The sequence below is a fragment of the Komagataeibacter xylinus genome (assembly GCF_031081985.1).
Taxonomy (GTDB): domain Bacteria; phylum Pseudomonadota; class Alphaproteobacteria; order Acetobacterales; family Acetobacteraceae; genus Komagataeibacter; species Komagataeibacter xylinus_E.
Genome location: NZ_JARWSK010000009.1, coordinates 17,281 through 43,849 on the forward strand (window position 1 = coordinate 17,281; position 26,569 = coordinate 43,849).

General features: G+C 62.3%; 26 protein-coding genes, 1 tRNA gene and 1 pseudogene. 17 read left to right on the forward strand and 11 right to left on the reverse strand.

Features of this window, described 5'->3' with window-relative positions:
• Positions 1 to 374 precede the first annotated feature (374 nt).
• Both QEG70_RS14940 and QEG70_RS14945 read right to left on the reverse strand, forming a co-directional pair.
• Complete coding sequence (locus QEG70_RS14940) at positions 375 to 941, reverse strand: hypothetical protein (RefSeq protein ID WP_308721335.1); 567 nt, start codon at positions 939 to 941, stop codon at positions 375 to 377.
• Positions 938 to 2,131, reverse strand: coding sequence for a DUF3500 domain-containing protein (locus tag QEG70_RS14945; protein WP_308721336.1), 1,194 nt, complete (start codon positions 2,129 to 2,131; stop codon positions 938 to 940). The genes QEG70_RS14940 and QEG70_RS14945 overlap by 4 nt, the downstream gene beginning before the upstream one ends.
• Positions 2,132 to 2,387: 256 nt before the next feature.
• On the opposite strand from QEG70_RS14945, the gene QEG70_RS14950 reads away from it, so the two are divergent.
• The 4 genes from QEG70_RS14950 (at position 2,388) to QEG70_RS14965 (ending at position 7,556) form a co-directional block, all read left to right on the forward strand.
• Positions 2,388 to 4,025 carry an MFS transporter gene (locus QEG70_RS14950; protein ID WP_308721337.1) on the forward strand — a complete coding sequence of 546 codons (1,638 nt, stop codon included), beginning with the start codon at positions 2,388 to 2,390 and terminating at the stop codon, positions 4,023 to 4,025.
• A gap of 16 nt (positions 4,026 to 4,041) precedes the next feature.
• Positions 4,042 to 5,118, forward strand: a complete 1,077-nt coding sequence (locus tag QEG70_RS14955; RefSeq protein ID WP_308721338.1) for an HlyD family secretion protein — start codon at positions 4,042 to 4,044, stop codon at positions 5,116 to 5,118.
• A gap of 4 nt (positions 5,119 to 5,122) precedes the next feature.
• A complete protein-coding gene (locus tag QEG70_RS14960; RefSeq protein WP_308721339.1) occupies positions 5,123 to 6,649 on the forward strand; it encodes an efflux transporter outer membrane subunit in 1,527 nt (508 codons plus the stop codon).
• A gap of 175 nt (positions 6,650 to 6,824) precedes the next feature.
• Entirely contained in the window at positions 6,825 to 7,556 is a 732-nt protein-coding gene (locus QEG70_RS14965; RefSeq protein ID WP_308721340.1) for a pirin family protein, read from the forward strand.
• A gap of 14 nt (positions 7,557 to 7,570) precedes the next feature.
• Here QEG70_RS14965 and QEG70_RS14970 read toward each other — a convergent pair whose 3' ends face one another.
• The gene (locus QEG70_RS14970) at positions 7,571 to 7,990 is read right to left on the reverse strand and encodes an energy transducer TonB (protein ID WP_308721341.1); all 420 of its coding nucleotides are present in this window, start codon (positions 7,988 to 7,990) and stop codon (positions 7,571 to 7,573) included.
• 273 nt (positions 7,991 to 8,263) lie between these two features.
• On the opposite strand from QEG70_RS14970, the gene QEG70_RS14975 reads away from it, so the two are divergent.
• The 5 genes and pseudogenes from QEG70_RS14975 to QEG70_RS14995 all read left to right on the forward strand — a co-directional run bounded on the left by QEG70_RS14975 (position 8,264) and on the right by QEG70_RS14995 (position 11,304).
• The gene (locus tag QEG70_RS14975) at positions 8,264 to 9,049 is read left to right on the forward strand and encodes a siderophore-interacting protein (protein WP_308721342.1); all 786 of its coding nucleotides are present in this window, start codon (positions 8,264 to 8,266) and stop codon (positions 9,047 to 9,049) included.
• A gap of 54 nt (positions 9,050 to 9,103) precedes the next feature.
• Complete coding sequence (locus QEG70_RS14980; protein ID WP_308721343.1) at positions 9,104 to 9,751, forward strand: PadR family transcriptional regulator; 648 nt, start codon at positions 9,104 to 9,106, stop codon at positions 9,749 to 9,751.
• Between the two features lie 70 nt (positions 9,752 to 9,821).
• A pseudogene (locus QEG70_RS14985) lies at positions 9,822 to 9,950 on the forward strand (O-methyltransferase); the annotation flags it as partial.
• A 92-nt stretch (positions 9,951 to 10,042) separates the two neighbouring features.
• Positions 10,043 to 10,762, forward strand: a complete 720-nt coding sequence (locus QEG70_RS14990) for a LuxR C-terminal-related transcriptional regulator (RefSeq protein WP_308721344.1) — start codon at positions 10,043 to 10,045, stop codon at positions 10,760 to 10,762.
• 164 nt (positions 10,763 to 10,926) lie between these two features.
• Complete coding sequence (locus tag QEG70_RS14995) at positions 10,927 to 11,304, forward strand: immunity protein Imm33 domain-containing protein (protein ID WP_308721345.1); 378 nt, start codon at positions 10,927 to 10,929, stop codon at positions 11,302 to 11,304.
• Positions 11,305 to 11,355: 51 nt separating this feature from the next.
• On the opposite strand, the gene QEG70_RS15000 is transcribed toward QEG70_RS14995, so the two are convergent.
• From QEG70_RS15000 to QEG70_RS15025, 6 genes are all read right to left on the reverse strand, one after another.
• Positions 11,356 to 11,781 (reverse strand): hypothetical protein, encoded by a 426-nt coding sequence (locus tag QEG70_RS15000; protein ID WP_308721346.1) that lies wholly within the window; start codon positions 11,779 to 11,781, stop codon positions 11,356 to 11,358.
• Positions 11,747 to 12,049 carry a hypothetical protein gene (locus QEG70_RS15005; RefSeq protein ID WP_308721347.1) on the reverse strand — a complete coding sequence of 101 codons (303 nt, stop codon included), beginning with the start codon at positions 12,047 to 12,049 and terminating at the stop codon, positions 11,747 to 11,749. The genes QEG70_RS15000 and QEG70_RS15005 overlap by 35 nt, the downstream gene beginning before the upstream one ends.
• A gap of 131 nt (positions 12,050 to 12,180) precedes the next feature.
• A complete protein-coding gene (locus QEG70_RS15010) occupies positions 12,181 to 13,383 on the reverse strand; it encodes an MFS transporter (protein WP_308721348.1) in 1,203 nt (400 codons plus the stop codon).
• 185 nt (positions 13,384 to 13,568) lie between these two features.
• Positions 13,569 to 14,465: a serine protease family protein gene (locus tag QEG70_RS15015; protein ID WP_308721349.1), complete on the reverse strand. Its 897-nt coding sequence runs from the start codon at positions 14,463 to 14,465 to the stop codon at positions 13,569 to 13,571.
• A 214-nt stretch (positions 14,466 to 14,679) separates the two neighbouring features.
• Complete coding sequence (locus QEG70_RS15020) at positions 14,680 to 15,531, reverse strand: 23S rRNA (adenine(2030)-N(6))-methyltransferase RlmJ (RefSeq protein ID WP_308721350.1); 852 nt, start codon at positions 15,529 to 15,531, stop codon at positions 14,680 to 14,682.
• A gap of 102 nt (positions 15,532 to 15,633) precedes the next feature.
• The gene (locus QEG70_RS15025) at positions 15,634 to 15,795 is read right to left on the reverse strand and encodes a hypothetical protein (RefSeq protein WP_308721351.1); all 162 of its coding nucleotides are present in this window, start codon (positions 15,793 to 15,795) and stop codon (positions 15,634 to 15,636) included.
• Positions 15,796 to 16,405: 610 nt separating this feature from the next.
• Here QEG70_RS15025 and QEG70_RS15030 point away from each other — a divergent pair.
• The 4 genes from QEG70_RS15030 (at position 16,406) to QEG70_RS15045 (ending at position 19,616) form a co-directional block, all read left to right on the forward strand.
• Positions 16,406 to 17,698: a glycoside hydrolase family 68 protein gene (locus QEG70_RS15030; protein ID WP_308721352.1), complete on the forward strand. Its 1,293-nt coding sequence runs from the start codon at positions 16,406 to 16,408 to the stop codon at positions 17,696 to 17,698.
• A gap of 57 nt (positions 17,699 to 17,755) precedes the next feature.
• Positions 17,756 to 17,998, forward strand: a complete 243-nt coding sequence (locus QEG70_RS15035; protein WP_308721353.1) for a hypothetical protein — start codon at positions 17,756 to 17,758, stop codon at positions 17,996 to 17,998.
• Positions 17,999 to 18,070: 72 nt separating this feature from the next.
• Positions 18,071 to 18,877: a hypothetical protein gene (locus QEG70_RS15040; protein WP_308721354.1), complete on the forward strand. Its 807-nt coding sequence runs from the start codon at positions 18,071 to 18,073 to the stop codon at positions 18,875 to 18,877.
• Between the two features lie 124 nt (positions 18,878 to 19,001).
• Positions 19,002 to 19,616 carry a hypothetical protein gene (locus QEG70_RS15045; RefSeq protein ID WP_308721355.1) on the forward strand — a complete coding sequence of 205 codons (615 nt, stop codon included), beginning with the start codon at positions 19,002 to 19,004 and terminating at the stop codon, positions 19,614 to 19,616.
• A 178-nt stretch (positions 19,617 to 19,794) separates the two neighbouring features.
• Here the strand turns inward: QEG70_RS15045 and QEG70_RS15050 are convergent.
• Both QEG70_RS15050 and QEG70_RS15055 read right to left on the reverse strand, forming a co-directional pair.
• A tRNA-Arg gene (locus QEG70_RS15050) sits at positions 19,795 to 19,871 on the reverse strand.
• 55 nt (positions 19,872 to 19,926) lie between these two features.
• Complete coding sequence (locus tag QEG70_RS15055; protein WP_374762621.1) at positions 19,927 to 21,009, reverse strand: alpha/beta fold hydrolase; 1,083 nt, start codon at positions 21,007 to 21,009, stop codon at positions 19,927 to 19,929.
• A 76-nt stretch (positions 21,010 to 21,085) separates the two neighbouring features.
• Between QEG70_RS15055 and QEG70_RS15060 the strand changes: the two genes are divergently transcribed.
• Genes QEG70_RS15060 through QEG70_RS15075 form a run of 4 tightly spaced genes read left to right on the forward strand, consistent with a single transcriptional unit; the run spans position 21,086 to position 26,416 of the window.
• On the forward strand, positions 21,086 to 21,301 hold the full coding sequence (locus tag QEG70_RS15060; RefSeq protein WP_308721357.1) for a zinc-finger domain-containing protein: 216 nt from the start codon (positions 21,086 to 21,088) through the stop codon (positions 21,299 to 21,301).
• 14 nt (positions 21,302 to 21,315) lie between these two features.
• Positions 21,316 to 24,084 carry a DNA polymerase I gene (gene polA, locus QEG70_RS15065; protein ID WP_308721358.1) on the forward strand — a complete coding sequence of 923 codons (2,769 nt, stop codon included), beginning with the start codon at positions 21,316 to 21,318 and terminating at the stop codon, positions 24,082 to 24,084.
• On the forward strand, positions 24,084 to 24,713 hold the full coding sequence (locus QEG70_RS15070; protein WP_308721359.1) for an SCO family protein: 630 nt from the start codon (positions 24,084 to 24,086) through the stop codon (positions 24,711 to 24,713). Before polA ends, QEG70_RS15070 begins: the two co-directional genes overlap by 1 nt.
• Positions 24,714 to 24,730: 17 nt before the next feature.
• On the forward strand, positions 24,731 to 26,416 hold the full coding sequence (locus QEG70_RS15075; protein WP_308721360.1) for an ABC transporter substrate-binding protein: 1,686 nt from the start codon (positions 24,731 to 24,733) through the stop codon (positions 26,414 to 26,416).
• Positions 26,417 to 26,569: the final 153 nt, after the last annotated feature.

A 26,569-nucleotide genomic window follows, 5' to 3' on the forward strand; every position in this document is an offset into this window, starting at 1 on the left:
ACAATACAGCCTTTCCCGGTCATATCGCGACCGGGGCGGGCGCTTTTAAAAACGGTGTCCCCTGACGGGATGTATTGCCTGTTACTGGGGATGCTGCCTGAATTCTCATTCAACCCCCCACTCAAAATGGGGGGATTACCTGCTGACCCGCAGGGAGATGTGATCGCGCATTCAATGCAACAGCTTTATGAGCGCGATGGCCTCGACGTGCCCGTGCCAGATCAACATGGCGGGTGGTATTTTAAATAAACCCCTGTCAGTGCGCTCAGGCAAAACCGGATTTACAAATACATCCTGCAAGGATGTAAAAATGTCCTTGTATCGCCTGTGTTCAAAAAGACGATGTCTTCCGAAGTTTTTGGGAAAAAGCTTTACTAAAAACTTTTATCATTTCCCGCTCGGCTGACAGAAAAATCCAGCTCATAGGATGACTGATCGGCCGCGCGGCGCTGCCCGATGACATGAATGGCAGGATCTGGCGGCAGCAGGCAGTTCGCCAGCCATACCGTGTCGGGGCCATCACCCTGATTACGGTAGGCCAGATGATTGTCGCCCTGCCGCAGGCGGGCGGGCATTGTCAGCTCAAGATCAATGACGCCAGTGCCGCCCTGCATTGCTGCAAGGGAGGGAAACGTCACGGTCTGTACACGCAGGTGACCCGGCTGCCCATTGAGGGAAAGCGACAGGGTGTGCATGACGTGGGTCACATAAGCGTGCTGCTCGCTGACTGACAGGCTGCCATCACCGTTGCGGTCAATCTGGCCAATGAGCCCTGCCGCTACATCCACGCCCGGCGTAAGGCGCAGATGTAAGGCGATATGATCACGCGCAAGGCTGAATGTCGTGGCCTGCAGATATTCATCCAGCCGGTGCGCCTGAGCCGCAGCGGGCAGGGCCAGCAGGGCAATGGCCGCAAGACACGCCTGTCCGGCCCGGCTCATGGGTGGGTAAATCGGCTGCCATACCGATTGGTCGGGTCGCGGTAGACGGTGTGGACATGCAGTGTCGGGTCACCGCCAACGCCCTGGGGCGAAAATTCGATCAGCAGCCGCGGCCCCTGAATGCGGTAATACGAAGACCCATTGCGGTCTGGTTCATGGGTGGTCGGGCCACTCCAGGCAAACCATGTCTGGTCCAGCCCGGCCCTGATTTCCGCCAGGCGCGGGGCGGCATAGGTGTCGTTGATGATCCCGGCCCATTCGGCGATGATGTCCATCAAGGCCTGCTTTTGTCTGGCATTGAGCGCATCCCCCCTGATGCCTTCGGGCACGAGAGTTTCCCCGTCATGGCCCGGCCCCTGCACCAGATCCTCCACCTTGTAAGGCAGGATGGCCTGCTTGCGTTGCGTTTCATCGAGCGAGTCCAGCAGGGCGAAGGCCTTGTCGCTTTCGCCTGCCAGCACGCGCACCATCTGCCCATCGCGCTGGTAAAGCGCGGGCTGCGCGCCGGTCAGGGTGGGGGTCATGACGCCATGCGGGCCGTCAATGACCAGGTTCAGGCCCAGATGATGGCCCCCAAACTGCACCATCCACGGTCTGGTTTGGGAGGGTTCGCCAAAAATCGCAATGGTATAGACCGCCTCGCCCGACGCAAATTGCGTGCCGCTATCGGCAAGCGCCTGATCGGCGCCCATGATGTCGCGCACCTTCTGGTAGCCCTTCGCACTCAGCAGGGTCTGGAGCAGGTGCAGGGCGGCGCTGCGCTGTTGCGGGGTCAGGTGGCCCATCTGTACGCCGGGCCGCGGCACGTCGCTTACGGGAAAGTTGGACCAGATCGACTGCCCGTAACGCTCGCCCACAAAGCCGCCCGGCGGCCCCATGCCCGGACCCTGTTTCATGGGTGTGTTGGCCTGCGCACCGGTAACGGGCAGGGCGGGCTGGTCGGGCGCGCTGCGGCGGAAGCGGGCCAGCGTGCCTGCTTTCTGTGCTACGAAAGGAAACTGCACGTCCTTGCGCGCCTGCGGATCGAAGCTGTCGAGGAAAGACCGGGCGGCGTCCACCGCTGCACCCGTTTGGCTGGCGGGCTGGGCGTTTTGCGTGGCAGGCGGGGCGGAAGGCAATGGCGCGCCGTGCGCAAGGGCAGGCAATGCGGCCCAGAACAGGCCGCCTGCTATCCATGATCCAGTCTTCATCCTGTCCCCTGCGCTCCGTAAAGAAACCATCAAAAGTTTTTGGCGAAGCTTTTTCAAAAAGCTTCGGAAGAACACCACTTTTGGCAAAAAGGTGGCACCCGGAAACTCCTGTCCTGTTATCAAAGTGCCTGCCTCATGGCTGCACGACAAGAGGGCGGCCATGAAAACCCCCAGACCCGTCCCTTCCGCAAATCGAAGTCATTACCTGCGGGAAATGAGGGTTGTCCGCCACGTGTGTCTGAGGATCATGTGGCGCATGAACACTGTCGCTCCTGCACAGGCGGCGGGTGGGCCGGTTATCCATGCCGCGCCGCCACGGCCTTCCTATATTCCGCCTTTTGGCCTGCGCACGGTCATTGGCTGCCTTGGCATGCTGCTTGCCGTGCATGTGGCGGGGTTCAACGAGCATGTGACCGAGATCGGCCTGTCCGATATCCGCGGGGCCATGCATATCGGTCACGATGAGGGCACGTGGGTCATCGCCATCTACGAGGCGTTCAACATTGCCGCCATGGCCTTTACGCCGTGGTTCTACATGACGTTCTCGATCTACCGCTTTTCCATTTTCATGACGGCGGCGCTCGCCCTGTTTTCCATCCCGGCACCCTTCATGCCCGATGTCACATCGCTGTGCATCCTGCGGGCCTTCCAGGGGCTGGCGGGGGGCTGCCTGCCGCCGGTGCTCATGACCGTCATGCTCAAATACCTGCCGCCCCAGATCCGTGTGTTCGGCATCGGGGGGTACGCCATGAGTGCAACTTTCGGCCCCAATCTCGGCCTGCCGCTCGAGGCATTCTGGTTCGAGCATGTGGGCTGGCACTGGCTGTACTGGGAGATCATTCCCACCGCCGCCCTGGCCATCGCCATGATGGCCTATGGCCTACCGCGCGACCCGATGCATTTCGAGCGCTTCGAGAAATTCAACTGGCTTGGCATCCTTGTGGGGCTGCCCGCCATCTGCTCGCTGGTCATTGTGCTGTACCAGGGCGACCGGCTGGACTGGTTCCGCTCGCCTGTCATTACCGATCTCGCCTTCTGGGGCGGGGCGGCATTCATTGTGTTCGTCATCAACGAGGCCTACCACCCCAGCCCGTATTTCAGGATTCAGTACTGGCGCTCGCGCAACATCCAGGCCTCGCTTCTGTCGCTGGTGGGCATTCTGGCCATCTGCTCCATCATGGGCAACATTCCCGCCACCTACCTTGAGGCCGTGCGCGGCTACCGGCCCATCCAGGCGGCCCCGGTCGCGCTGGTGGTTGCCCTGCCGCAACTCATCATGCTGCCGCTCATCGCAGCCATCTGCAACAGCCGCAAGGTGGACTGCCGCTTCGTGCTGGCAGGCGGCATGCTGTGCCTTGCCGCCGCCGCATGGCTGGGCACATGGCTGACGGTGGACTGGGTGCGCGACAATTTCTACCTGATCCAGATCCTGCAGGTCTTTGGCCAGCCCATGACCGTCATCCCCACGCTCATGCTGGCCACCATGGCCATGGGGCCGGCCGATGGCCCGTTCATCTCTGGCATGGTCAACATGCTCAAGGGGCTGGCCAACGCCGTGGCCTTTGCCCTGTTTGGCGCGCTGTCCCGACGGCGCGAGCAGTACCATTCCACCATGCTGCTCGACCACCATGGCACGCATCAACTGGCCCTGCAGGGCATGGGCGATCCCATTGGCGGCCAGCTTGCCGCCACCTCGCCCGACAGCGCGCATGTGGCCCGCAACACGTTGCAGGTCTTCCATACCTACGTGCATGAGCAGGCGCTCGTGCTGGCGCTGAACGATATCTACTACATCCTGATCTGGGTCTGCCTGGGCTACGCGGTCATGAATCTCATCCTGCCGCGCCGCGTCTATCCACCGCAGGCCCCTTCACCCGATACTCCTGCCCGTTAATCCGGAATTACCGATCATGATTTACAAGAAACCGCTGCTTTACGCAGGCTGCGCCGCCGTCGTGCTGGCCCTTGTGGCCTGGGGGGGCACGCGCCTGGTCAATGGCGATGGCATCAACCAGTACACCAACGATGCTTACGTGACGGCGGACTTCCCCACCGTCGCACCCAAGGTGCCGGGCCGCATCGACCGGGTGATCGCGCAGGATAACGAGCAGGTGCATGCAGGCGAGGAACTCGCCCATATCGAGGATGACGACTACCGCGCCGCCCTTGAGGTGGCACGCGGCAACAGGCAGGCGGCACAGGGTGATGTGGCCAACCTTGAAGCCGAAATCGCGCGTCAGGATTCCGTCATAGCCCAAGCCCGCGCCGCCGTGCTGGCCGATCAGGCGGACCTGATGTTCGCGCGCCAGAATGCCACGCGGTACCGCAACCTGTCATCCGGAGGGGCGGGCACGATCGAGCAGAAACAGCATTCCGAGGCGCAGGAAAAGGAAGCCGAGGCCGCCATTGCCCGCGATCAGGCCGGGGTGGATGCGGCCATACGGCAGGTGGCCGTGCTGCAGGGCCAGCTTGAACGCGCGCGCGGCGTGCTGGTGCGCACGCAGGGCGATGAGAAGCAGGCCGAACTCAACCTGTCCTACTGCACCATTCCAGCCCCTATGGATGGCGTGGTGGGCGAGCGTGGCGTGCGCGTGGGTAACTATGTGCATCCGGGCACGGGCATTCTGGCCGTGGTGCCCGTGCATGCGGCCTACGTGCTGGCCAATTTTCAGGAAACGCAACTGACAAAGGTGCAGACCGGCCAGCGCGCGACCATCTGGGTCGATACGTTTCCCGGCCATCCGCTCAAGGCGCATGTTGACTCACTTGCGCCCGCCACGGGTGTTGCGTTTGCGCCCATCCAGCCCGATAACGCCACCGGCAACTTCACCAAGGTGGTGCAGCGCATTCCGGTCAAGCTGACCTTTGATCCTGGCCAGCCACTGGCCGACAGGGTGCGCGTTGGGATGTCGGTTGAAGCCAGTATCGATACGTCTTCCGCCCCCGAAGGCCCGCATGCCAATGATGCCCGTTATGTCTGGCAGTAAGGCCATGAAGCGCTTCCTTCTTGCAGGGCTTTCGGCGCTTGTGGTGGCAGGCTGCACGGTCGGCCCCAACTACCACAAGCCCCAGGTCAAGGCGCCTGCGCAGTGGCGCACGACCCAGCCACCGGCGGAAAGTCAGGTCACCATGGCCACGACCGACCCGCAGTGGTGGACGCTGTTCAACGATCCCATCCTGACCCGGCTGGAGAACGAGGTAGCCAGCGCCAACCTTGACCTCAAGGCTGCCAGCCTGCGGCTGATGCAGAGTGTGGCCGAGCGGCGCATTGCCAGCGCCGCCCAACTGCCGCATGCCGAGGCCAATGCCTCCTACGGGCGCGAGCGGGCCTCCACCAATGGCGTGCTGGGGCTGCTGGGCACCATGGAGCGCGAGGGCACGGGCTCGGTGGCCTCGGGCACGCAGGGTTTTGGCCCCACGGCGCTGCCCGGCAGCGTGGGCAACCCATCCTTCAACCTGCCGCAATATGGCATGAACGCCTCGTGGGAGGTGGATTTGTGGGGGCATGTGCGCAGGCAGGTGGAAGCCGCGACGGCGGCCATGCACGCCACCGAGGAAATGCGGCGTGACACGCTGGTCTCGCTCATGGCCGAGACCGCGCAGGACTATATCGACCTGCGCGCCACACAGGTGCAGCTTGGCATTCTTGAACACAACATCGCGGTGGCTGATAACAGCGTGCGGCTGACCACCCTGCGCTTTGAGCAGGGGGCCGCAACCCGACTGGACGTGGCGGAGGCGACCGGCCAGCTCCATACCTTCACCTCCCGCCTCGCCCCGCTCCGGGCGCAGGTCACGCACCGGCTCAATGCGCTGAGCTTTCTCGTGGCGCGCGAACCCGGCGCGCTCGATGCCGAACTCGGGCCGCCGGGCCTCATTCCCGTCGTGCCCGCCACCATTCCCGTGGGGCTGCCCTCCCAGCTTGCCGAGCGCAGGCCCGATATCCGCATGGCCGCCGACCGGCTGCATGCGGCCACGGCCAGTATCGGGGTGGCAATTGCCGATTTCTTCCCCCGCGTCACCCTTTCGGGCAGCCTTGACGTGCAGGCCCTGCAGTTCAGCGGGCTGGGGTCATGGGCCTCGCGCCAGTATGGCTTTGGCCCTACGGCAACACTGCCCATCTTTGAAGGGGGCCGCCTGACCGGGCAGTTGCACCTGCGCCGCGCCCAGCAGAAGGAGGCGGCCACCATGTTCCAGCGCACGGTGCTCAAGGCGTGGCAGGAGATTGATGACGCCATGGCCGATTTCACCGCAGCCCAGCGCCGCCGCGATGAACTGGTCGAAGCCGTGCACGAGAACGAAATCGCGGTGGATACCGCCAGGGCGCAGTACGTGCAGGGATCATCCGATTTTCTCAACGTGCTGACGTTGCAGAACGCGCTTTTGTCCTCACAGAGCACGGAAGCGGATGCCACCGCCCATGTGGCGCTGTCGGTGACCAATCTGTACCGCGCGGTTGGCGGCGGGTGGGAGAACCTCTACCCTGAAAAACAGAAGAAGACCCGCAAGCATGGCTGAGGGATTATCTGAAGCGTTAGCACAGAAAATATTCAGCAATCATAAGGAAGTTTTTGGTGAAGCTTTTTTTAAAAAGCTTCGGGGAACGCCGCCTTTTTGAAAAAAGGCGGTACCCAAAAACTTTTATTATTTTTTATCAAATGAGTTGTTTTAAAACAGTCTCTAAGGGGCGCACATGATCACGATCCGGCACGCAGCCAGCCTTGGCACGGCCCATGATGGCGGGCAGGTGCTGCGCTGCCATTTTGCCTTTGCCGATTATGCCGATCCGACGCATGGTCATGAGGGCCGCCTGCGCGCGGTCAATGCCTGCACGCTGCCTGCGGGCGCGGCCTACCGCATTGGCCCCGAAGCAGCAGTAGATATCGTGACATGGGTGGCAGACGGCACGCTGGCGACAGACATGGCGGGCTTTGAACCTGATGCGCTCGGCACGGGCGGGCTGCATCTGGCCAGCACCGGCAGCGGCTGTGCGCAAATGGCATGGCGCGCGGGCGGGCAGGGGGCCAGCTTCATCCAGTTCTGGTTCCTCGCTGACACGCAGGGCATGGTCCCTGCGCAGGAGATGCGCCCGGCCTTGCCGGAACTCGAAGATGGCGGCTTTCGCATCCTTGCCTCGGGCTTCCCAGAGGATGACCCCGAGGAAGGCGAAAGCGTGGATGATGGCGCTCCCGTTACGCTGACCTCACGGGCGCGCCTGCTGCATGCGGCCCTTCCGGCAGGGGAGGGGGCGGCTTACGGCACCGCGCCGGGGCGGGTGCTCTACCTGCTCGTGGTATCGGGTGCCGTGCGGATCGGCACGCAGGGGCTGCATGCGGGCGATGCAGCAGCCATCAGCGAACTGACCGACATTACGGTCACGGCTGATGAAGCCGCCGTGGTGCTGCTTGCGGATGTCGCGGCCTGAGGCCTGAACAGCGTTTATGGCGTGCTGGCCAGTATGTAATGAAAGTCCACATCCGCTTCATAATAATCGGTTTTGAGGCGCGGGTTGGTTGGCAGATGTGCGTTCTTGGCGACCGTGATGCATGATATGCTATCCAGATGATAAAAGCCGCTCGTTCTGGTCAGCCGGTAGCGTGTCACTACGCCATCGCTATTGCGCACAACGACATGGACGGAAGCGATACCCTGTTCCCCAAACCTGAAAGATTCTTCAGGGTAATATCTGAACTTGTAAATCGCATTGCCGATTTTACGGTTGAAAGCGGGACCATAAGGCGAGGTCACGGTGACCTGTATATTATCTGTCGGGTTACCTGCGATGGCAGTGCGCGGAAGGCTGGCCCAGCCAGTCACGGCCAGGAGCAACGCGGCGGCGATAGGGTGATTGGGCTTCATTGTGTCCTGTGTGGCATCTGATTTAAAACTATATGGTACATTTAACCTGTTTCTGGCCCGCTGTCTGCCCGGTCGTGGCGGTCTGGCAATACTCTTGACAGGTGCAGTGAAAAAGCGTCTGGCTTGTTGCAGTTGAGGTCCGGCGCATGCGCCGTGGCCCGTAGGCGTTAACGTGAAACAACGCACAGAAACTGACAGCAGACATGCTGGCGGGCTGTGCGTGTGTGTGTATCCACCCTCACCGGTCTGCTGGCATGATGAGGAGAGACACGCATGACGATCCTTCCCCCCATTGCCCACCCTGATGGCGCGCCGGTGATCGAGCGCGTGCGGCACGAACTGCGCCGCCGCCGCCTGTGGGTTGCGGGCACCGAGCGCCTGAGCCCGCATATGATCCGGGTCACGCTTTCAGGCCCGGAACTGGCCGGGTTCACCAGCCCCGCGCCGGATGATCATATCAGGATTTTCCTGCCTGACCATGCGGGGGAACTGACGCGACGCGACTACACGCCGCGGCATTACGATGCGGCGGCGGGCACGCTGGTGCTGGATTTCGTCAACCATGAAGGCGGCCCCGCCGCCGCATGGGCGCGGGCGGCAAAGCCCGGTGATGTGCTGGAGATTGGCGGCCCGCGTGGCTCGCGCATCATCCGGGGCAGGATCGACCACTGGCTGCTCATTGGCGATGAGACGGCGCTGCCCGCCATTGGCCGACGCGTGGAGGCCCTGCCCGCCGAGGCGCTGGTCACCACGATCATTGCCGTGCCCGGCCCGGAAGATGAGCAGGTCTTTACGTCATGCGCCGCCCATGCCGCCCATTGGGTGCACCGCCCGCTGGCCGAGGCGGCGCAGGCGCACGGCCTGCTGGCGGTATTGCGGCAGGTTCCCCTTGTCAGGCGGAGTTTCGTGTGGGTCGGGGCCGAGGCAGGCGTGGCGCGTGCCGTGCGGCAGTGCCTGATTGCGGAAAAGAAGGTGCCTGCCGCGTGGATCAGGGCCGCGGGCTACTGGGTAAAGGGGCAGGCGGACGCGGCCATCAGCGATGTGGGCGCAGAAGAATAAAAACATATCTAGATATATCTTGACATACGATATATCGGGAATTATATCGGACTCATGAAACACGCAAACAGACACGCAGGCGGTCGTCACCGCCATGTTTTCTCCCCCGAAGGGCTGGCGCAGGGCGCAGGCCGCCATGGCGGGCGCGGCGAAGGTCGTGAGGGCCGTGAGGGTCGCGAAGGCCGGGGCCATCATGGTCGCGGCGGCCACGGCGGAGGCCATCGGGGCGGCCCGCGCAACCGGCTGTTCGATTATGGCGAGATGCGCCTGCTGGTGCTCAGCCTGATCGCTGAAAAACCGACCTATGGTTATGAACTGATCAAGACCATCGAGGAAAAATTCGGTGGCAGCTACACGCCCAGCCCCGGCGTGATCTACCCCACGCTCACCTGGCTTGATGAAGCGGGCTACATCCGCCCCGGCGCGGAAGAAGGCCGCAAGAACTACCACATCACCCCCGAAGGCGAGGCGTTCGTTGCCGCAAACCGCGCGGCGCTGGAGGCGATCCTTGCCCGCGCGGCAACGGCCGGGCCGCAGGGGCGTGGCGGTGGCCGCAATGCGCCGGTGCCCGTCATGCGGGCTATGGAAAACCTCAAGACAGCCCTGCGCCTGCGGTTGCGCAACGGCGGCCTTGACCCGCAGGCCGAGGAAAAGATCGCTTCCCTGCTTGATGAAACCGCCCGCGCGCTGGGCCAGGCCTGAAGCGCGCCCTTTCGGGCCCTGAAGGAGGACGGGCAGGGATGACAGGATCAGCCGGTTCTTGACCTCTGCCATGCGCCCCCTCGGGCCGGAGACGGGGCCGTTCCTGAACATCCTGGCGCGCATCCTCGCGCGCCCGACCATTCGTGAACTGGGCACGTTGTTTGGTTATTCCGCCCTGTGGCTGGCCGAGGCCGCGCGGGGCTTCTGTAGCATATGGAATATCTTCGCGATTATATGATAGGGTACCTAAAATAAAGCTTTTATAACGCTGCTGATACAGGACTGTGTGTTTTGAACCGCGACCTTATGGATAACAGCACCCTCGACACGCTTGAGGCCATGCTCCGCACGCGCACCATCGAGGAACTGGCCCAGCAGTTCCAGAAAGCTGTCGGCGCCATAGGAGAGTTTTATTGCCTGCTCGCGAACGTGAACAAATTCCAGCCTGGCGCCATACGGCCGACCCTGTCCAGCTACCCCAAGGAATGGATTACCCATTACATCGGTAACAATTACGGGAAGGTTGACCCGCTTTTGCCCCGTGCGATGCAGACCACGGTCGGGTTTGAATGGAACACCTGCGATGCCATGATGAACAAGAAGGAATGGGCTTTGGCCGCCGATATTTACGAAATCGGCGTGCAGGATGGTTTTGTCCTGCCCATTCATGGTCCGGGTGCATCGGTTTTCTTTGCCAGTTTTGGCCAGGCCGGGCGCACGATGCCCCTGCGCACGCAGATAGCCCTGTCAATGCTGACCATGCAGTACCATCAGCGTTACCAGCAGTTGATGGCACCAAAGGTGATCCAGCCCGATATCCTGACCACGCGCGAGCGCGAATGCCTGGCCTGGGTGGCCAATGGGCGCACCACATCCGAGGTGGCGGATATACTGAACGTGAATGACAACACGATCAAATTCCACCTCAAGAACGCGCAGCGCAAGCTGGAATGCACCAATCGTGTCACCACGGTCATCAAGGCGCTGTCACTGGGTCTGATCAGCATATAGCGCGCCTGGGGCTGGCAGGGACCGGCGGTGTCGTGCCTGAGTCACTTCCGGTGTCAGTCAAGATAATAATCAATGTAATGATAAAGGTTTTTGGGTACCGCCTTTTTTCAAAAAGGCGGTACCCGGAACTTTTATTTTTAATCATATGATAAAGGTGTATATTTATGAACTATAATAATTATAAAAATATACAAATGGATATTTGTAATAAATTCCACGCACCTTACCTGGATTGCGGGTGGGATCTGAAACTGGGCATTGCCCGCAATGTGCAAACCGGCCTGCTGCCGGTCAATGGACTACGCCTTCAGCCTGAAAACGGCACGAGCGGGTGGTACATATGGGCGGGCGAGGAGATGTCGCAGGATGATGATTTCTTCGTGCCGCTGCACACGCACCACATCCTGCACTGGTGCAAAATGGTTGTTCCCTATCTTGGCCTGGCGCCGGGATGGACGTTTCTGGTTACGCCAGATTATGAAAACGTATGGGATAATGAGGCTTTGAGAAAATCAGCTAATACAAACACTGATGAAGTATAAAAGCTTCAAAAGATCATCGCCTTTTTGACAAAGGGCGAGATACCGAAACGTTTATTCTTTTTCAACTCCGCTCCACGCCGTCAGGCAGGGATCAAACCGCCAGCCTGCGGGCGAGGCCGCAAGGTGCCGGGCCAGATCGTTACGTGCCTGCCGCGATGAACTGATCAGGGGCAGGGATGCCGGGGGGATGGGGGTCACGGGCACGAAACGGCACGGGCCAAAGGGCAGGTCAATCTGTGCAGGGCGGTCCGCAACGGGCATGCCGAGCAGCACGCCCACATTATTGTTCTCGTCCTGCCAGCCTGCCGCAAGCGGCTGTGGCATCGGAACCGTCAGTGAAATGACACCATACTGTGCCAGCATTTCAGCAATCGTGCCGAAATGGGCCACGTTCTGGGCCACGTTTTCAATCAGCCTGAATTCCGCGCTGTGCTGGATCTGGTCAAAGGGCCATGAGCTCGGCGCCCATGATTTCAAGATAGACCTCAAGGCCAAAACCGCTGGTATCGGTCATGTCGGTACCCACAAACGGGTCTGACAGTCCATCCGATGCCACGATCAGGCTGCCTGCCGTGCGGATGACACGATACGCCTGCCGTGTATTGGGCCACGCTGGCGCGCCGGAGAACATGGGGTTGATCATGTAGCTGATCACATCATCATCAACCGCGCCGATTGTTTTCCAGTAAGCCTGCACGCGATCCTGCCCAGCGGCAATACGCGGATCGTTTTCAGCAATGATCATCGTGTAAAACGGCCTCCGGCAATATATTGTTCATTATGGTATAATATTGTCAGGGCAGATAAAAATGACAGGGACAGTGCGGGTGATGGTGCCCTGACAGCACGCATGCAGGGCAGGCGCATCGCGCGTTGTCAGGGCCGGGCAGAGGCGGGGTGGGTTACAACGGCAGCAGGCACGGGCTTGTGGGCCATGCGGTGCTGGAAATGGATGGCAAGACCCACCAGCCCCAGCCCGATCAGGGCAAAACACGCTGACAGCACCGGCAGCCCGGCATAGGACCAGCGGGTCACCACCATATGGCTGCCCGCCCACGCGCCGATGGCGTTGCCGAAGTTGAAGGAACTCTGGTTCATCGCTGCCGCGATATTGGGGGCGGAGCCTGCGCACGCCACCACATAGGTCTGGAGCGGCGCCATGGGCGCATAGATGAACACCCCCCACGCGAACAGCAGCGCAAGGCAGCTCCAGCTCATGAGGCTGCCCGGCACAAGCAGCAGTTGCACCACCGCCACCGCCGCCATCAGCCCCGCGCAGGAGGGCAGCATCTTCCAGTCAGCCAGCCGGCCGCCCAGCAGGTTGCCCAGGCACAGCCCGCCCCCGATCATGAGCAGCACGGCATCGATCGCATGCATGCCCAGCCCCGTGCGCACCTGCAGAAAGGGCGAGATATAGGTAAACAGCGTGAACATGCTGGCTGACGTGCACATGGAAACCAGCATCATGGTCACCACCAGTGGGTGCAACATGGCCCGGAACTGGGCAGTCAGGGGAATGGTGGCCCCACCTGCCCTGTCACGCGGAATGCACAGCCACATCGCGCCCCATGCCACCACGCCTATCGCGCAGATCAGCCAGAATGCCATGCGCCATGAGGTAAGCTGCGCCACCACGGTGCCCATTGGCACGCCCAGGATCATGGCCAGCGTCAGCCCGATATAGACGAGCGAGAGCGCTTCGGCACGTTTTTGCGGTGGCACGATCTGGCACGCCATGATGGAGGCCGCGCCATAAAAGGTGCCATGCGAGAACGATGTCAGCACGCGCGCCAACATCAGGCTCCAGTAACCCGGCGCGAGCGCGCTGCATGCATTGCCCGCAACAAAGATGCCCATGGTCAGCAGCAGCGTGTCGCGCCGCGAGAGGCTGTTGGTCAGGATGGCCACCACGGGGGAGGCGATCGTGACCCCGATGGCATAGCCCGAGACCAGCAGCCCCGCCTGCGCGATGGAGACATGCAGCCCCCCCGAGAGTTGCGGCAGAAGCCCCATGACGATGGTTTCCGTCGTGCCAAGGCCAAAGGCCCCGATGGCAAGGGCGAGCAACGCTATGGGCAAGAGACATGTCCTTGAACGGGCGGCGCATAATATGCGTCGGTAAAAAGGCGAATATGCCAGAGTATGATATTTTATATTGTAGAAAATGACTATGTAATGACAATATATTTTATGCGTATACATGATATTTTATGCGTGTATGCAATTTTATACATATATCTTATTGCGTGGTGGAGGAGGCGCCCTTACAGGCCACTCAGATCGTGCATGATCCGCACCATCTCCTGCATGGGGCCGGGATCGCTGGTCTGGATCTGCCCGTGATAGGCGATGCACAATTCTTCAGGGTATCCGAAAACATGAACATGGACCCGGTTTTCCGGTGGGGCAAAGGTTGGCTGCAGGTGCAGGATCTCCTGTACGCCAGGACCTGCCACCGGCATGAAAGCGGCTATGGAGCCGTGAAAGAAGGTTGCGGACCCTATGGTGTTCTCGCCGCTGTCCTGCCGCTCAAATACTTTCTGGATATCATGGGCGGAGACCTGTGTTACGAAGGCATGGCTGTGCAGGTTGTCGCCGCCGCCTGTGCCCTCGGCAATTCCGATGACCTGGTTGTGCTCATTGAGCAGCGCCGCGCCGGAGACGCCCGGCATCAGGGCGCCAGGATCGGTAAACCACGCGTACATGATACCCCTGTAGAGCCGCGGCGCGACATCAACGCCGCTGATCTGGTCATACGCGGGCGTGCGTGGCTGCATGTCGAGCAGGACCGCGTTATCGCCCGGCTCGCCGCGCACGGCGGAGTCAGGCTCCTGCGCCAGGCGGCTTTCTGAAAGGATGGTGGCCGGCGTCTGCCGTGCTTCGCCAAGTATGTTGCCAAACCGGTCAAGAACATAAATTCTGCGATGCTTGCGTAGGGCATGCTGTGTTACGTGCCGTATTGTCAGGATGCGGTTATGCCCTTGGGGCGTGCGGCTGTTGCGCAGGACAATGCCCGATCCACTGACGTCGTTCCTGTTACCGGGGGTGGACACGTAAAGGTACAGGGTGGCTTCAAGCGCCACGCGCTCGCTTTCGGGCACGCGCTGCCCGTCAAAGCATGAATGTTCCGCCACGATATCCGGCCCGCTCTGATGTGCCATGTCCCTGTGGGAAATGACAAACGGGCCAAGTTTGTGCGCAACGGTCACGATCACGTAGTATGCGATGATGATGATAAAAGGCAGCCAATGCCATCGTTTGCGTAAAAAGCGCAGGATCATGTCAGGTCAGTGCGGCAGGCAGGCAACATGATGCCTGTCCTGTCATGCGGGCGGGATTTCGACCGCATGGTATGATGCCGTGCCGCCGAGCCGCTTATTCCCCCACAACCCATTCCACGTTGCCCTCTGCCTGCCCATCACCCAGATGCGGGCACAGGGCTGCGAGAATGGCCTGTGCCTCATCCTCGAAGCGGAAAGGCGGGTTGGCGATGAGCAGACCGCTGCCGTTGAGGCGGGTCGGGTCGAGCGGAGGGCGCAGGGTCAGTTCAACCGCCAGCAGCTTGCGCTGGCCCGCATCCTTCAGCCCGTTCATGAAGGCCCGCACCGGCGCGCGGTGCTTGATGGGATACCACGCCGCCACGATCCCGGCGGGGAAACGCCTGCGTGCGGTCATGATGGCCTGGGCCAGGCGGGCAAATTCATCCCTGTCCTCAAAAGGCGGGTCCATCAGCACCAGCCCGCGCTTTGCCTGCCGGGGCGGCAGCAGCGCGGTAATGGCCCCGTAGCCATCGCGGCCATGCACCGCTACCTGTGGGTTATGGCGAAACAGCCGCCGCAGGTCGTGCTGGTCCTCGGGGTGGTGTTCGCAACAGGTCAGCGCATCATCGGGGCGCAGCAGGCGGGCGATGATTTCGGGCGAGCCGGGATAGAACAGCCGCCCCTCATGTGCGCGCATCACGTCGCGCACGATGTCCAGCCAGGGGCCAAGGGCGGCCTGTTGCGCAACGCTCAGCGGGGCTTCGAGCAGGCGGCCGATGCCCTCGCGCCACTCGCCCGTGGCCTGGGCCTGCGGGCCGGACAGGTCATACAGGCCGATACCGGCATGCGTATCGAGCACGGAAAAAGCCGAGGGCTTGCGGCACAGTGCCTTGATCAGGGCCACAAGCAGGGCGTGTTTCATGACATCGGCGAAGTTGCCGGCATGATAGCTGTGTCTATAATTCAAGTCCGTCCTGCCAAGATGCGTTCACGGGCCGGGGCCCGTGTCGCGGCAAGCGTTATCGTGCTTTTGGCATGGCTGTCCATCCCGGCCCGAGCCGGGCGTGGCCTAGCGCAGGAAGAAAGCCACCAGCGCCCACAGGGGCAGGGCCATGAGCAGGCTGAAGAAAATGCCACTCGCGGCGGAATACCGGCGGCGGGCAGGGGCAGTCACTTGCTGCGCAGCAGGCTGGGAAACCGTCTGTGTCAGGGCGATACCATCAAACGACATGCGCTTAGGGCCTTAGAAACTGAAGGAAAGGGGAAAAAGCACCCCCAATTGTGGAGCAACACCACAATCCTGCCTTAAAAATAACACGATCTGCTGTCAATCACTTTTAATTAAACTGCCACCATTGTCGCTGCCTGCACCTGTGCAGGAGACTGTAAAATCTCGCATTAACAGACACTTCCATAAAAGCTGCGGGTTCCCCGCCTGCCTGGTGGCCGCCCGCGCAGTCTGGCTTTTTGTGCCATGGGGCGCGCACCCTTATCCCGAAATGCATCTGTTCGGCCACGATTCCCGCCCAGCGTGCTTGTGGCCTGCAGCCGGGGTTCCGCCTGCCGCAGGACTGCGCGTTGCGGCGGGACAATGGCCTGATCGGGTCAAGCCGGTGCGCGACGGCAGGTATCATCCAGCCATGACATTTTACGGGCGGCCGCATGCTTTCTTTTGCTGCCTGCATGGGCGCGCCCTATATTTCATCATGTCAGGAGCGACAAAGCAACGCGATTACCCTGACATCGCAAGTATAATGGCATAATTCATGCATTATACAGAACAGATACCTGCATATAAATAGATCAGGGCCGTCATCGTGCCCTGTCGAGAGGATCAGATCATGGTTTCCTCCAATGCACGCCTTCCGTCCGCCTGGACCATCGCCGATGCACTGAAAGTGCATGCCGATGACCCCACCACCACCATGCCCGTCATTGCCCAGGATTTTCCTGTTATTGATGATGCCCTGTGGCAGTGGGACACGGGCGCCTTGCGCCGCATCACCGGCGAGACAGTGACCTTCAAGGGCTGGTACGTCATGTGGTCACTCGTGGCCGAACGCGCCGCAACAGGTGATGATGCGGCTGGCTGGCACAACCGCAACGCCTTCGCCTTTATTGGCTATTACTACAGCCGCAACGGCATTGACTGGACCTTTGGCGGCCGCCTGCTCAACACCAGCGCCGACCTGCGGCCCGATGAATGGTCGGGCAGCCTGGTCATGCGCCACGGCAGCGAGAACGTGGTGGACATGTTCTACACCTCCGTCAACACGGATGTGAACCAGAGCGTGCCGTCCGTTTCCTCCGGCACGATCCATGCCGATGACAGCGGTGTGTGGTTCGAGGGCTTCACGGCCACGACCGAGATGTTCTCGGCCGACGGGCTGCATTACGCCAATGCATCCCAGGACCCGTATTTCGACTTCCGGGATCCGCATCCGTTCATCAACCCCGCTGACGGGCAGGTTTACTGCCTGTTTGAAGGCAACGTGCCCGGCATGCGCGGCGACTTTGTCATCACCGACCGCGAGGCGGGCCACCTGCCGCCGGGCTACACCGTGGGCGAAGGGGCAGGCTATGGCGCCGCCGCCATCGGCATCGCGCGGCTGGTTTCGTCCTATGCGCAGGGTGATTTCTCACGCTGGGAAATGCTGCCCGCCCTGGTCACCGCCCTGGGGGTGAACGACCAGACCGAACGGCCGCATGTGGTGTTCCGCAACGGGCTGACCTACCTGTTCACCATCAGCCACCACTCCACCTATACCGGCGGGCTGGAAGGGCCGGACGGGGTGTACGGGTTCGTGTCGCGCCACGGCATTTTTGGCCCCTACACGCCGCTGAACAGTTCGGGGCTGGTACTGGGCAATCCGTCTGCCGCGCCCTACGAGACCTACAGCCACTTTGTTGACCCGATGGGCTACGTGCAGTCCTTCATCGACACGCTGCCAGCCCCTGGCACCGACCCGCAGAACCCTGCAACCTACCGCATTGGCGGCACGCTTGCCCCCACCGTGCGCATAGTTCTGGAGGATGACCGCACCTTCCTGACCGAGGTGCATGATTACGGGCAGATCTTCGCCTTTGACGAATGGGCCGCAAGCGCCCAGCCCGACCCGCGCCCCGCCACCTGACACCAGCCATTGGGGAGGCCGCCCTGCAGGGCGGTCTCCCTGCCGGAACCCTGCGTCATGGACACCATGCTCACGACCCAGACCATCCTCTCTCTCCTGCCAGCTCAATATGCCGCGGATGCGGTTGTCATCTTCTCCTTCCTCATTTCCGGCTGTGCGCTCGTCGCGCGCTTCTGGCGGCCGCCCGCAGCCGGGTCGAAATGGGTGGTCGTGTGGACCGTTGTTACCGCCATGGCGCAACTGCGTGGCTGGAACCGGCCCTCCGACAGGAAGGGCGATACGACGGATAAGAAGCCGTAAAGAGGTTTCGGACGAAGGTTTTTTCAAAAGATTCTGAAGAAAACTGCCTTTTTAACAAATAGCAGGGCGAAAATGATGCTGCGTAAACTGGGCTGCTGCCCTGCCCAAAGGCGTGCGCGCCAGCCCATGCTCACAACCATGCGGGGCTTCATGGCCCGCCGCGCGCCGCCGTGCCTGATCCGCGATGGCATCGACCCCGCCCCGCTCATGCTGGGCAATGATGTGCTGGGTGACTGCACGGCGGCGGGCATAGGCAACCATATCCGCGCCACCGCCGCACTTGCGGGCTACCAGGTGGCGGTGGATACGCCTGATGCCGTGCGGTTCTACGCGCTTTCCACCGGTTATGTGCCCGGCAACCCGGCCACGGATCATGGTGGCGTGGAGGTGGATGTGCTGACCACCGCCGCGCAACGGGGCTACGCGCTGGCCCGGCAGACCCTGTTCCCGCTCTGGGGCACGCTGGAGCCTGCGGACCTCAATGCAGTCCGTAACGTAACAGCAGGGCTGTCGGCGGCCTATCTGGGCGTGCAGCTTGCCGTGGCGGATATGTGGACCGACGCTGCCGGCAACCCGCCGCCGTTATGGGATACGCCAGCACCCGCCGCGCGTGGCGATCCCACCCCTGGTAGCGCGGGTGGCCACTGCCTGCTGTTGTGGGATTACACCGGCACAGCCGACACGGATGTGGTGACGCTTCTGACATGGGGCACGCGACAGAAGGCGACATGGCGCTGGGTGCGCTCACGCCTTATGGAAGCGCATGGCCTGGCGTGGCGGCAGTTGCTGCCCGCGGGCACGCTCAGCCCCACCCATCAGGACTGGGAAGCCCTGGTCAGCGCCAATGAAGCCTATCTGGCGGGGCCGGAGGCGGTGTGAACGGAACAAGTTTTTGGTGAAGCTTTTTTCAAAAAGCTTCGGAATCATGTTGCTTTTTTGAAAAAAGGCAGCACCCGGAAACGTCTGTTTTTTTCAAAGTGATTGCGGGAATTTGCAATAAATCATGAAATTACTTCTGTCATTACTGCTTCTTGCGGTGTGCCTGTGGGGCTGCGCGCAGGGCGGGCCCGTGCAGACCACCATCCCCGCCGCCATGGCCGGGCTCGAAACCACGCTGGGGCAGGCGGGCATTGTGTCCGTCTCGCACCCTGCTGACTGGTCACAGGCGCAGGCCGCGGGCTTTGCGGCCGCCATCCGTGCTGCCCAATGTCGCCAGAACGTGGCAGACCCTGTTATTGGCGCGATCGTGGGGGATGTGGCGCTCCAGCTATCAGGCAGTTTTACGCATGGGGGGCAGTTTAGCGTGGGCGCGCTGACAACCGCGCCCACCTTTGGCATCGCGGCGGATGCCAGCCGGACCACCAGCCAGCAGGTCAGCCTGCCGGTCTCCTACGCACCGCTTTCCTCCATGCCGGATGTGGAAATGGCGCGGCAGGCGACTTATGAAACCACCCTGCTTGGCCAGAACGACGCCATACGCCACGCCGAGGCCACGCGCCTGCTGGCCGGGCGCGACGCCTTGCGGCACATTACCAACGGGCTGATCCAGTCATGGCGCGCGGATGACTGCGCGCCTGCCCCGCAGCCCGTTCGGCCTTTTGCCACGTTGCGGCGGTAAGAGGCTGTTTGAAAGGGCTGAACCAATAATGCCTTGAAAATATAAAAGTTTTTAGGAAAGCTTTTATCAAAAATCCTTGAAAAACGTCACCTTTTTAAAAAAAGGCGACACCCAAAAACTTTTATCTGATGGTGAACTACCATCTAAATAAATGACATTATCATATTTTGTCTTGGAATGGCGGACTCGAAAGGATTCGAACCTTCGACCTTCGCCTTCGGAGGGCGACGCTCTATCCAGCTGAGCTACGAGTCCACTCACGCCTGCATACATCGCCACAAGGCGGAATGCCAGCCCCAATTGGCAAAAATCATCGCGGCGCGATTGCGTCCATCCGTCCGGGCAGGATGGGCAGCGGCGCGTCGTGGCCAGCGGGTTCGGCCATCCATGCCGCCGTCGCCGCATCCCCGCCCGAGGGCAGAAAAAGCGTGGGGTGCAGGATCCAGCCTGTCAGGTCCGCCGTCACCTTTTCACCCGCCCGCCCGCGGGTCAGCAGGTGGTAGCCGTCGGGTATGTAATCCAGCCTTGTGCCATCTGGCATGTGCCGCCACGCCCGCGCCATGGCGGCAGCGGGCACGATCTGGTCGCACCCGCCATACACCACCAGCACGGGGCCATGCATGTGGGCGCTGGCATGGGCGGCCTGATGCATGAGGTCGGTCAGCCCGGCGAGCGCCGTGGTTGAGGTGTCGCGCAGGGTCAGCGGGTCATAATACAGGCGGGCCAGGGCCAACTGGTCATCGGCTGCGGTCACATGCACGGGCAGTTCGCGCCCGCTCAGTCGCCAGCGCGGGGCCATGGCCGCCATCAGGTGGGTGGTCAGGCGCGCGCCTGCGTCCAGATCCCACAACGCCGGAGCCAGCAGGATCGTGCCCGCTACCGGCGGCGCGTCCGGCTGGGCCGCCATTACGGCGGCAAGTGCGCCGCCCATGCTCTCGCCCATGATGTAGAGCGGCACGCCGGGGTGTTCACGCCCGATGGTGGTGACCAGAGTGCTGACCGTGCGGCGCAGCGCGTCCGTGCCCACCCAGCCGCCGCGTGCCTGTGTCTGGCCAAAGCCGGGCAGGTCGGGGGCGACCACGCTCAGCCCGGCGGCATTGAGTGTCGGGGCCGGGCGCTCCCATGCATCGCGGCTGTCATTGAAGCCGTGCAGCGCCAGGATTACCGCGCGTTCCGGCCCATGGGCGGGCCAGAGGCGCAGGGGCACGGCGCCCACGCCCGCAATCTCCACCACGCGGTCAGGCGGTATGAGGCGGGCGAGTTCGGCATGCCGCGCGGGCGGCGTGGGGGCCGGGGCCTCATGGGTGGCGCAGGCGGTCAACATCACAAAAAGCGCTGGATAAAGCAGGCGTGACAGGCGAATGTTTGAAAGCACGGCAATCCTGCGTATCATCATGGGCCAGCGCATGGCCCACCCATGGGGCGCGCCATGCAAATCCAAGCCGGACAACAACCCGAGGCCGATCAGAATGCAAGCCCTGTCCCACGATCCCGCACCGCACCCCCGCCTGGGCACGATTGAAACCATCGTGGTCGATTCGCGCACCCTGTCCTGTGATGGTGGCCTCGGCGCGCTCGGCCACCCGCGCGTGTTCCTGCGCATCGGCCATCACCAGACCTTCTGCCCCTACTGCTCCCGCCTGTTCGTGCTCAACCCCGATGCATCGGCGGGTGACGCGCACTGACAGCCTCTACATCCATGTCCAGCGACACGCCGCTTCACCTGATCCTGGTGGATGGCTCGGGGTATATCTTCCGCGCCTTCCACGCCCTGCCTCCCATGACCAGCCCCGATGGCACGCCCGTCAACGCGGTCTATGGTTTCACCAACATGCTGTCGCGGCTTTTGCGCGAGCATGCGGGCACCCACCTTGCGGTCATATTCGATGCAGGCCGCCATACCTTCCGCAATGACCTGTATGGCGAATACAAGGCCCACCGCCCCGAACCACCCGAGGAACTGCGCCCGCAGTTCAGCCTCGTGCGCGACGCCACGGCAGCCTTTGGCGTGCCCGCCATCGAGCAGGCGGGCTGGGAAGCCGATGACCTGATCGCAGCCTACGCCCGCAAGGCCACCGATGCGGGCGGGCAGTGCACCATCTATTCATCCGACAAGGACCTGATGCAGCTCATCCGCCCCGGCGTGATGATGATGGACCCGATCAAGAACCGCCCGATCGGACCGAAGGAAGTTGAAGCGAAATTTGGCGTCACCCCGGACCGCGTGGCGCAGGTGCAGGCCCTGATTGGCGACCCGGTGGACAACGTGCCCGGCGTGCCCGGAATCGGCCCCAAGACCGCCTCCGCCCTGATGGCGGAATATGGCTCGCTCGATGCCATCCTCGCGGGTGCGGAGGGCATGAAGCCGTCCAAGCGGCGCGAGAACCTGCTGGCCCATGCCGACATGGCCCGCCTGTCTTACAAACTCGTCACGCTGTGCGAGGATGCGCCCTGCCCCGAACCACTGGCCGATCTGGGCTGCTGCGATGTGGACATGGAGCGGCTGGGCGCATGGCTGTCGGATATGGGGTTTTCATCGCTGTTGCAGCGCATGGGGCTCAAGGCAAAGCCGCGCCCGCGCCTCTCGGCGCATGACACGTTGGCAGCAGCGCCGGTGGCGCCACGCCCGCCTTTTCCGCCCGAGCCGTATGGTCCCTACATCACCGTAACCGATCCCGAGGCATTGCGGGAATGGGTCAGCGAGGCCCGCACGAGCGGCGTGTGCGCGGTCGATACCGAAACCGACGGGCTGGACCCGCTTACGGCCCCGCTGGTGGGCATCTCGCTTGCGCCGCGCTGCGGGCGGGCATGCTACATTCCGCTAGGCCATCAGGTTGACCTGATGGACAGCGCGGGCACGCCCCAGATGCCGGTAAAAACCGCGCTTGAAATCCTCGAGCCGCTTTTTGCCGACCCGTCCGTGCTCAAGGTATTCCAGAACGCCAAGTTCGACCTGCTGGTGCTGACACAGGCAGGTAGCGTCCAGCCCGCGCCCATTGATGACACCATGCTGATCTCCTACGCGCAGTCAGCAGGCCAGCACGGGCAGGGCATGGACGAGCTTTCGCGCCTCACGCTCGACCATACGCCCATCCCCTATGATGAAGTGACCGGCACGGGCCGCAAGCGGGTCGTGTTCTCGCAGGTGGCGATTGACCGCGCCACGCCGTATGCGGCGGAAGATGCGGATGTGACCCTTCGCCTGTGGCAGGTGCTCAGGCCCCAGCTCCGTACCAATAAGGCACTGGCGCTGTATGAGGAAATGGAGCGCCCGCTGGTGCCCATTCTGGCGGATATGGAGCGGGCGGGCATTAAGGTCGATGCTGATGACCTGCGCGCCATGTCCACCGAGTTTGCGCAGCGCATGGGGGTGATCGAGGCCGAGATTCACAAGCTGGCCGGGCGCGACTTCAATGTCGGCTCCCCCAAGCAGCTTGGCGAGATCCTGTTTGACGAGATGGGCCTGCCCGGCGGCAAGCGCACCAAGGCGGGCGCATGGGGCACGGATTCGGCGGTGTTGCAGGACCTGGCCGATCAGGGCCACGACCTGCCCGCGCGGATTCTGGCCTGGCGGCAGCTCGCCAAGCTCAAGAGCACCTATGCCGATGCGCTGCTCAACCAGATCAACCCCGCCACGGGCCGCGTGCACACATCCTTCCAGATGGCGGTGACGACAACGGGCCGCCTGTCATCGAACGACCCCAACCTGCAGAACATCCCCATCCGCACGGAAGAGGGCGGGCGCATCCGCCGCGCCTTTGTGGCCGAACCGGGCCATGTGCTGGTCTCGGCGGATTATTCGCAGATCGAACTGCGGCTGCTGGCCGATGTGGCGGATATTCCCGCATTGCGCGAGGCGTTCGAACTACGGCAGGACATTCATGCCCGCACGGCCTCCGAAGTGTTCGGCATTCCGCTTGAGGGCATGGACCCGCTCACGCGCAGGCGCGCCAAGGCGATCAATTTCGGCATCATCTACGGCATCAGCGCCTTTGGCCTGAGCCGCCAGCTTGGCATTTCCCCCGGTGAGGCACGGGGTTACATTGATGCCTATTTCGCCCGTTATCCCGGCATCCGCGACTACATGGAGCGCGTGAAGGCGGAGGCGCGCAAGAACGGCTATGTCACGACACCCTTTGGCCGCCGCTGCTTTGTGCCGGGCATTGCCGAGAAGAGTGCGGTGCGCCGCAACTATGCCGAGCGCCAGGCCATCAATGCCCCGCTGCAGGGGGGGGCTGCCGACATCATCAAACGCGCCATGGTGCGAATTCCTGCTGCCCTGTCCGATGCGGGGCTTGACGGACGCATGCTCCTTCAGGTCCATGACGAACTTGTGTTCGAGGTGCGCAAGGATGATGCCGATCGTCTGGCAGCCCTCGTCAAACAGGTCATGGAATCCGCGGCGGCCCTGTCTGTGCCCTTGGTCGTGGAAACCGGGACCGGAACGAACTGGGCGGATGCACACTGATGATGCGAAATGAACGGGACCGGTTTTTCATGCTGGTCGGGTTTGCCATACTGGTGGTCTCCTCGATTGCGGGGTATTTCGGCTACCGTTATTCCGACAGCGCGCCCGTGCCGCTGACCACTTATGGCAACCCGGTTGGCGGGTCGTTCAGGCTGATCAACGGGGCAGATGGCTCGGTGCTCGACACCGACTTCCGTGGCCGGTGGATGCTGATCTATTTTGGCGATACCCACTGCCCTGATGATGTATGCGGCGCGACCGTCAAGGCCATGGCCGAGGGCGTGGAAGCGCTGGGCCATGACCGCGTGCGGCTGGTGGTGCCCATCTTCATCACGCTCGACCCCATGCGCGACAACTCCGACGTGCTGCGCACCTATGCCCTGCGCTATGGCTCGCATGTCACGGTCATGACCGGCTCGCCCAAGATGATCCAGGCCGTGGCCAAGGAGTATCATGCTCCTTACGTGCGGCGTGATGGCGCCAATGGGGATTACAGCATGGAGCCTGCCAGCCAGATCGTGATCATGTCGCCCACCGGGCGCTATGAGGGCAGCCTGCCCGCCACCGCCACGGCAGCCGACATCACGGCCCGCATGACGGAACTCATGTCACCCGCGGCGCATAACTGAACCGGGCGGGCCAGCGCATGCGGGCATTGTGTCATCGGCTGGGCATTGTCGTGCTCATGCTCGGCGGCCTGCACGCGCTGCCTGCCACGGGCTTTGCACAAGGCACGCAGGGCAGTCCCCATCGGGGTGGCACCCTGCGGCTGACGGCGGCGAGTGCTTCCGGCACGCTTGACCCGCAGATCAGCTACACCAGCCAGTACATGCAGCTTGCCACGGTCATGTATGACGGGCTGCTCACCTACCCCAAGCTTGAAGGGCCAGCAGGCAACCAGGTGGTGCCTGACCTGGCCGAGGCCATGCCCGCGCCGCGTGATGGCGGGCGCACATGGGTATTCACCCTGCGTGAAGGCATCCGTTTTTCAGATGGCACGCCGGTTACGGTGGAGGATGTGGCAGCCTCGCTGCGGCGCATCTTCAAGGTGGGCACGCCCACGGCGGGCTCGTTTTACGGCGCCATAGTAGGGGCGGATGCCTGCCTGCGCGATAGTGCGCACTGCACGCTGCAGGGCGGGGTGGAAACCGACCTCGCCACCCGCCGCATCACCATCAACCTGACCGGGCCGGATTCCGAATTTCCGCAAAAGCTGGCTTTTGGCCATGCCTCCATCCTGCCCGCTTCCACGCCCGCGCATGATCTGGGCAATGTGGCCGCACCCGGCACGGGGCCATATCATATCGTGTCCTCCGACCCCGAGCGCGGGCTGGTGCTGGAGCGTAACCCCTATTTTCATGAATGGAGCGAGGCGGCCCAGCCCGACGGGTATGTGGACCGCATCGTTTATGATTTCGGCCTGTCGGAAGAAGATGCGGTCACCGCCGTCGAGCGCGGGCAGTATGACTGGATGGCGGGGCTCAAGCCGCTTGACCGGCTGGGCGAGATCGGCAGCCGCTACACGGCGCAGGTGCATGTATCACCGCTCTATGGCCTGATCTTCCTGCCGATGAACGTCAACATCCCGCCCTTTGACCAGCTCAAGGCGCGTGAGGCGGTCAACTACGCGCTCGACCGCCGCGCCATGACCATCCTGTATGGCGGGTCGGGCATTGCCACCCCGCTTTGCCGCATGGTGCCGCCCGGCCTGCTGCCCGGTGATGGCGCGTGTGCCTGGACGCGCGGCGCCGACCCCGACCACCCGGCAACGCCCTGGGCGCACCCGGACCTGCAACGCGCCCGCCAGCTTGTGCATGAAAGCGGCACGGAGGGCATGGACGTGACCCTGATCGTGCCTGCCACCGCCATGTATGTGAGCATGGGCACCTATCTGCGCGACATGCTCGAGGCGATCGGCTACCACGCGCGCCTGCATCCGCTCTCGCCCGCCATGGAGGGCAATTACGCGGCCAATACCGTCAATCATGTGCAGATCAGCCTGCTGGGGTGGTATGCGGATTACGCCTCGCCCTCCAACTTTCTTGACACGTTGTTTGGCTGCGAGAACTTCCATCCCGGTTCCGACAGTTCCATCAACATGTCCGGCCTGTGCGACCCGGTGGTGCAGGCGCTCGTGGCGCGCATCCGCAGCGAACCCGACCCGGAGGCGGCCCTGGCGCTCTGGGGGCAGGTGGATGACCGCATCACCCGCCTCGCCCCCGCCGCCCCCATGATCAGCACGCGGTATGTCGATCTCGTCTCGCCCCGGCTGGGCCATTATTTTGTAACCAGCCTGTACCACATGGCCTTTTCACGCGTGTGGGTGCAGTAAGGAAGATACGGAACAAAAGTTTTTGGGTGTCGCCTTTTTTCAAAAAGGTGGCGTTCCTTACGAAGCTTTTTGAAAAAATCTTCACCAAAAACTTCTTTAAAATAAAAAACCCCGCCAGTTTAACTGGCGGGGTCTGTAAAACGGGGCGTTAGG

What these genes read in the sequence shown, in the direction of transcription:
- QEG70_RS14940 (WP_308721335.1), bottom strand. Translation starts at nt 941, where the DNA reads ATGAGCCGGGCCGGACAGGCGTGTCTTGCGGCCATTGCCCTGCTGGCC.
- QEG70_RS14945 (WP_308721336.1), bottom strand. Translation starts at nt 2,131, where the DNA reads ATGAAGACTGGATCATGGATAGCAGGCGGCCTGTTCTGGGCCGCATTG.
- QEG70_RS14950 (WP_308721337.1), top strand. Translation starts at nt 2,388, where the DNA reads ATGAACACTGTCGCTCCTGCACAGGCGGCGGGTGGGCCGGTTATCCAT.
- QEG70_RS14955 (WP_308721338.1), top strand. Translation starts at nt 4,042, where the DNA reads ATGATTTACAAGAAACCGCTGCTTTACGCAGGCTGCGCCGCCGTCGTG.
- QEG70_RS14960 (WP_308721339.1), top strand. Translation starts at nt 5,123, where the DNA reads ATGAAGCGCTTCCTTCTTGCAGGGCTTTCGGCGCTTGTGGTGGCAGGC.
- QEG70_RS14965 (WP_308721340.1), top strand. Translation starts at nt 6,825, where the DNA reads ATGATCACGATCCGGCACGCAGCCAGCCTTGGCACGGCCCATGATGGC.
- QEG70_RS14970 (WP_308721341.1), bottom strand. Translation starts at nt 7,990, where the DNA reads ATGAAGCCCAATCACCCTATCGCCGCCGCGTTGCTCCTGGCCGTGACT.
- QEG70_RS14975 (WP_308721342.1), top strand. Translation starts at nt 8,264, where the DNA reads ATGACGATCCTTCCCCCCATTGCCCACCCTGATGGCGCGCCGGTGATC.
- QEG70_RS14980 (WP_308721343.1), top strand. Translation starts at nt 9,104, where the DNA reads ATGAAACACGCAAACAGACACGCAGGCGGTCGTCACCGCCATGTTTTC.
- QEG70_RS14995 (WP_308721345.1), top strand. Translation starts at nt 10,927, where the DNA reads ATGAACTATAATAATTATAAAAATATACAAATGGATATTTGTAATAAA.
- QEG70_RS15005 (WP_308721347.1), bottom strand. Translation starts at nt 12,049, where the DNA reads ATGATCATTGCTGAAAACGATCCGCGTATTGCCGCTGGGCAGGATCGC.
- QEG70_RS15015 (WP_308721349.1), bottom strand. Translation starts at nt 14,465, where the DNA reads ATGGCACATCAGAGCGGGCCGGATATCGTGGCGGAACATTCATGCTTT.
- QEG70_RS15025 (WP_308721351.1), bottom strand. Translation starts at nt 15,795, where the DNA reads ATGTCGTTTGATGGTATCGCCCTGACACAGACGGTTTCCCAGCCTGCT.
- QEG70_RS15030 (WP_308721352.1), top strand. Translation starts at nt 16,406, where the DNA reads ATGGTTTCCTCCAATGCACGCCTTCCGTCCGCCTGGACCATCGCCGAT.
- QEG70_RS15035 (WP_308721353.1), top strand. Translation starts at nt 17,756, where the DNA reads ATGGACACCATGCTCACGACCCAGACCATCCTCTCTCTCCTGCCAGCT.
- QEG70_RS15040 (WP_308721354.1), top strand. Translation starts at nt 18,071, where the DNA reads ATGATGCTGCGTAAACTGGGCTGCTGCCCTGCCCAAAGGCGTGCGCGC.
- QEG70_RS15045 (WP_308721355.1), top strand. Translation starts at nt 19,002, where the DNA reads ATGAAATTACTTCTGTCATTACTGCTTCTTGCGGTGTGCCTGTGGGGC.
- QEG70_RS15055 (WP_374762621.1), bottom strand. Translation starts at nt 21,009, where the DNA reads ATGATACGCAGGATTGCCGTGCTTTCAAACATTCGCCTGTCACGCCTG.
- QEG70_RS15060 (WP_308721357.1), top strand. Translation starts at nt 21,086, where the DNA reads ATGCAAGCCCTGTCCCACGATCCCGCACCGCACCCCCGCCTGGGCACG.
- polA (WP_308721358.1), top strand. Translation starts at nt 21,316, where the DNA reads ATGTCCAGCGACACGCCGCTTCACCTGATCCTGGTGGATGGCTCGGGG.
- QEG70_RS15070 (WP_308721359.1), top strand. Translation starts at nt 24,084, where the DNA reads ATGATGCGAAATGAACGGGACCGGTTTTTCATGCTGGTCGGGTTTGCC.
- QEG70_RS15075 (WP_308721360.1), top strand. Translation starts at nt 24,731, where the DNA reads ATGCGGGCATTGTGTCATCGGCTGGGCATTGTCGTGCTCATGCTCGGC.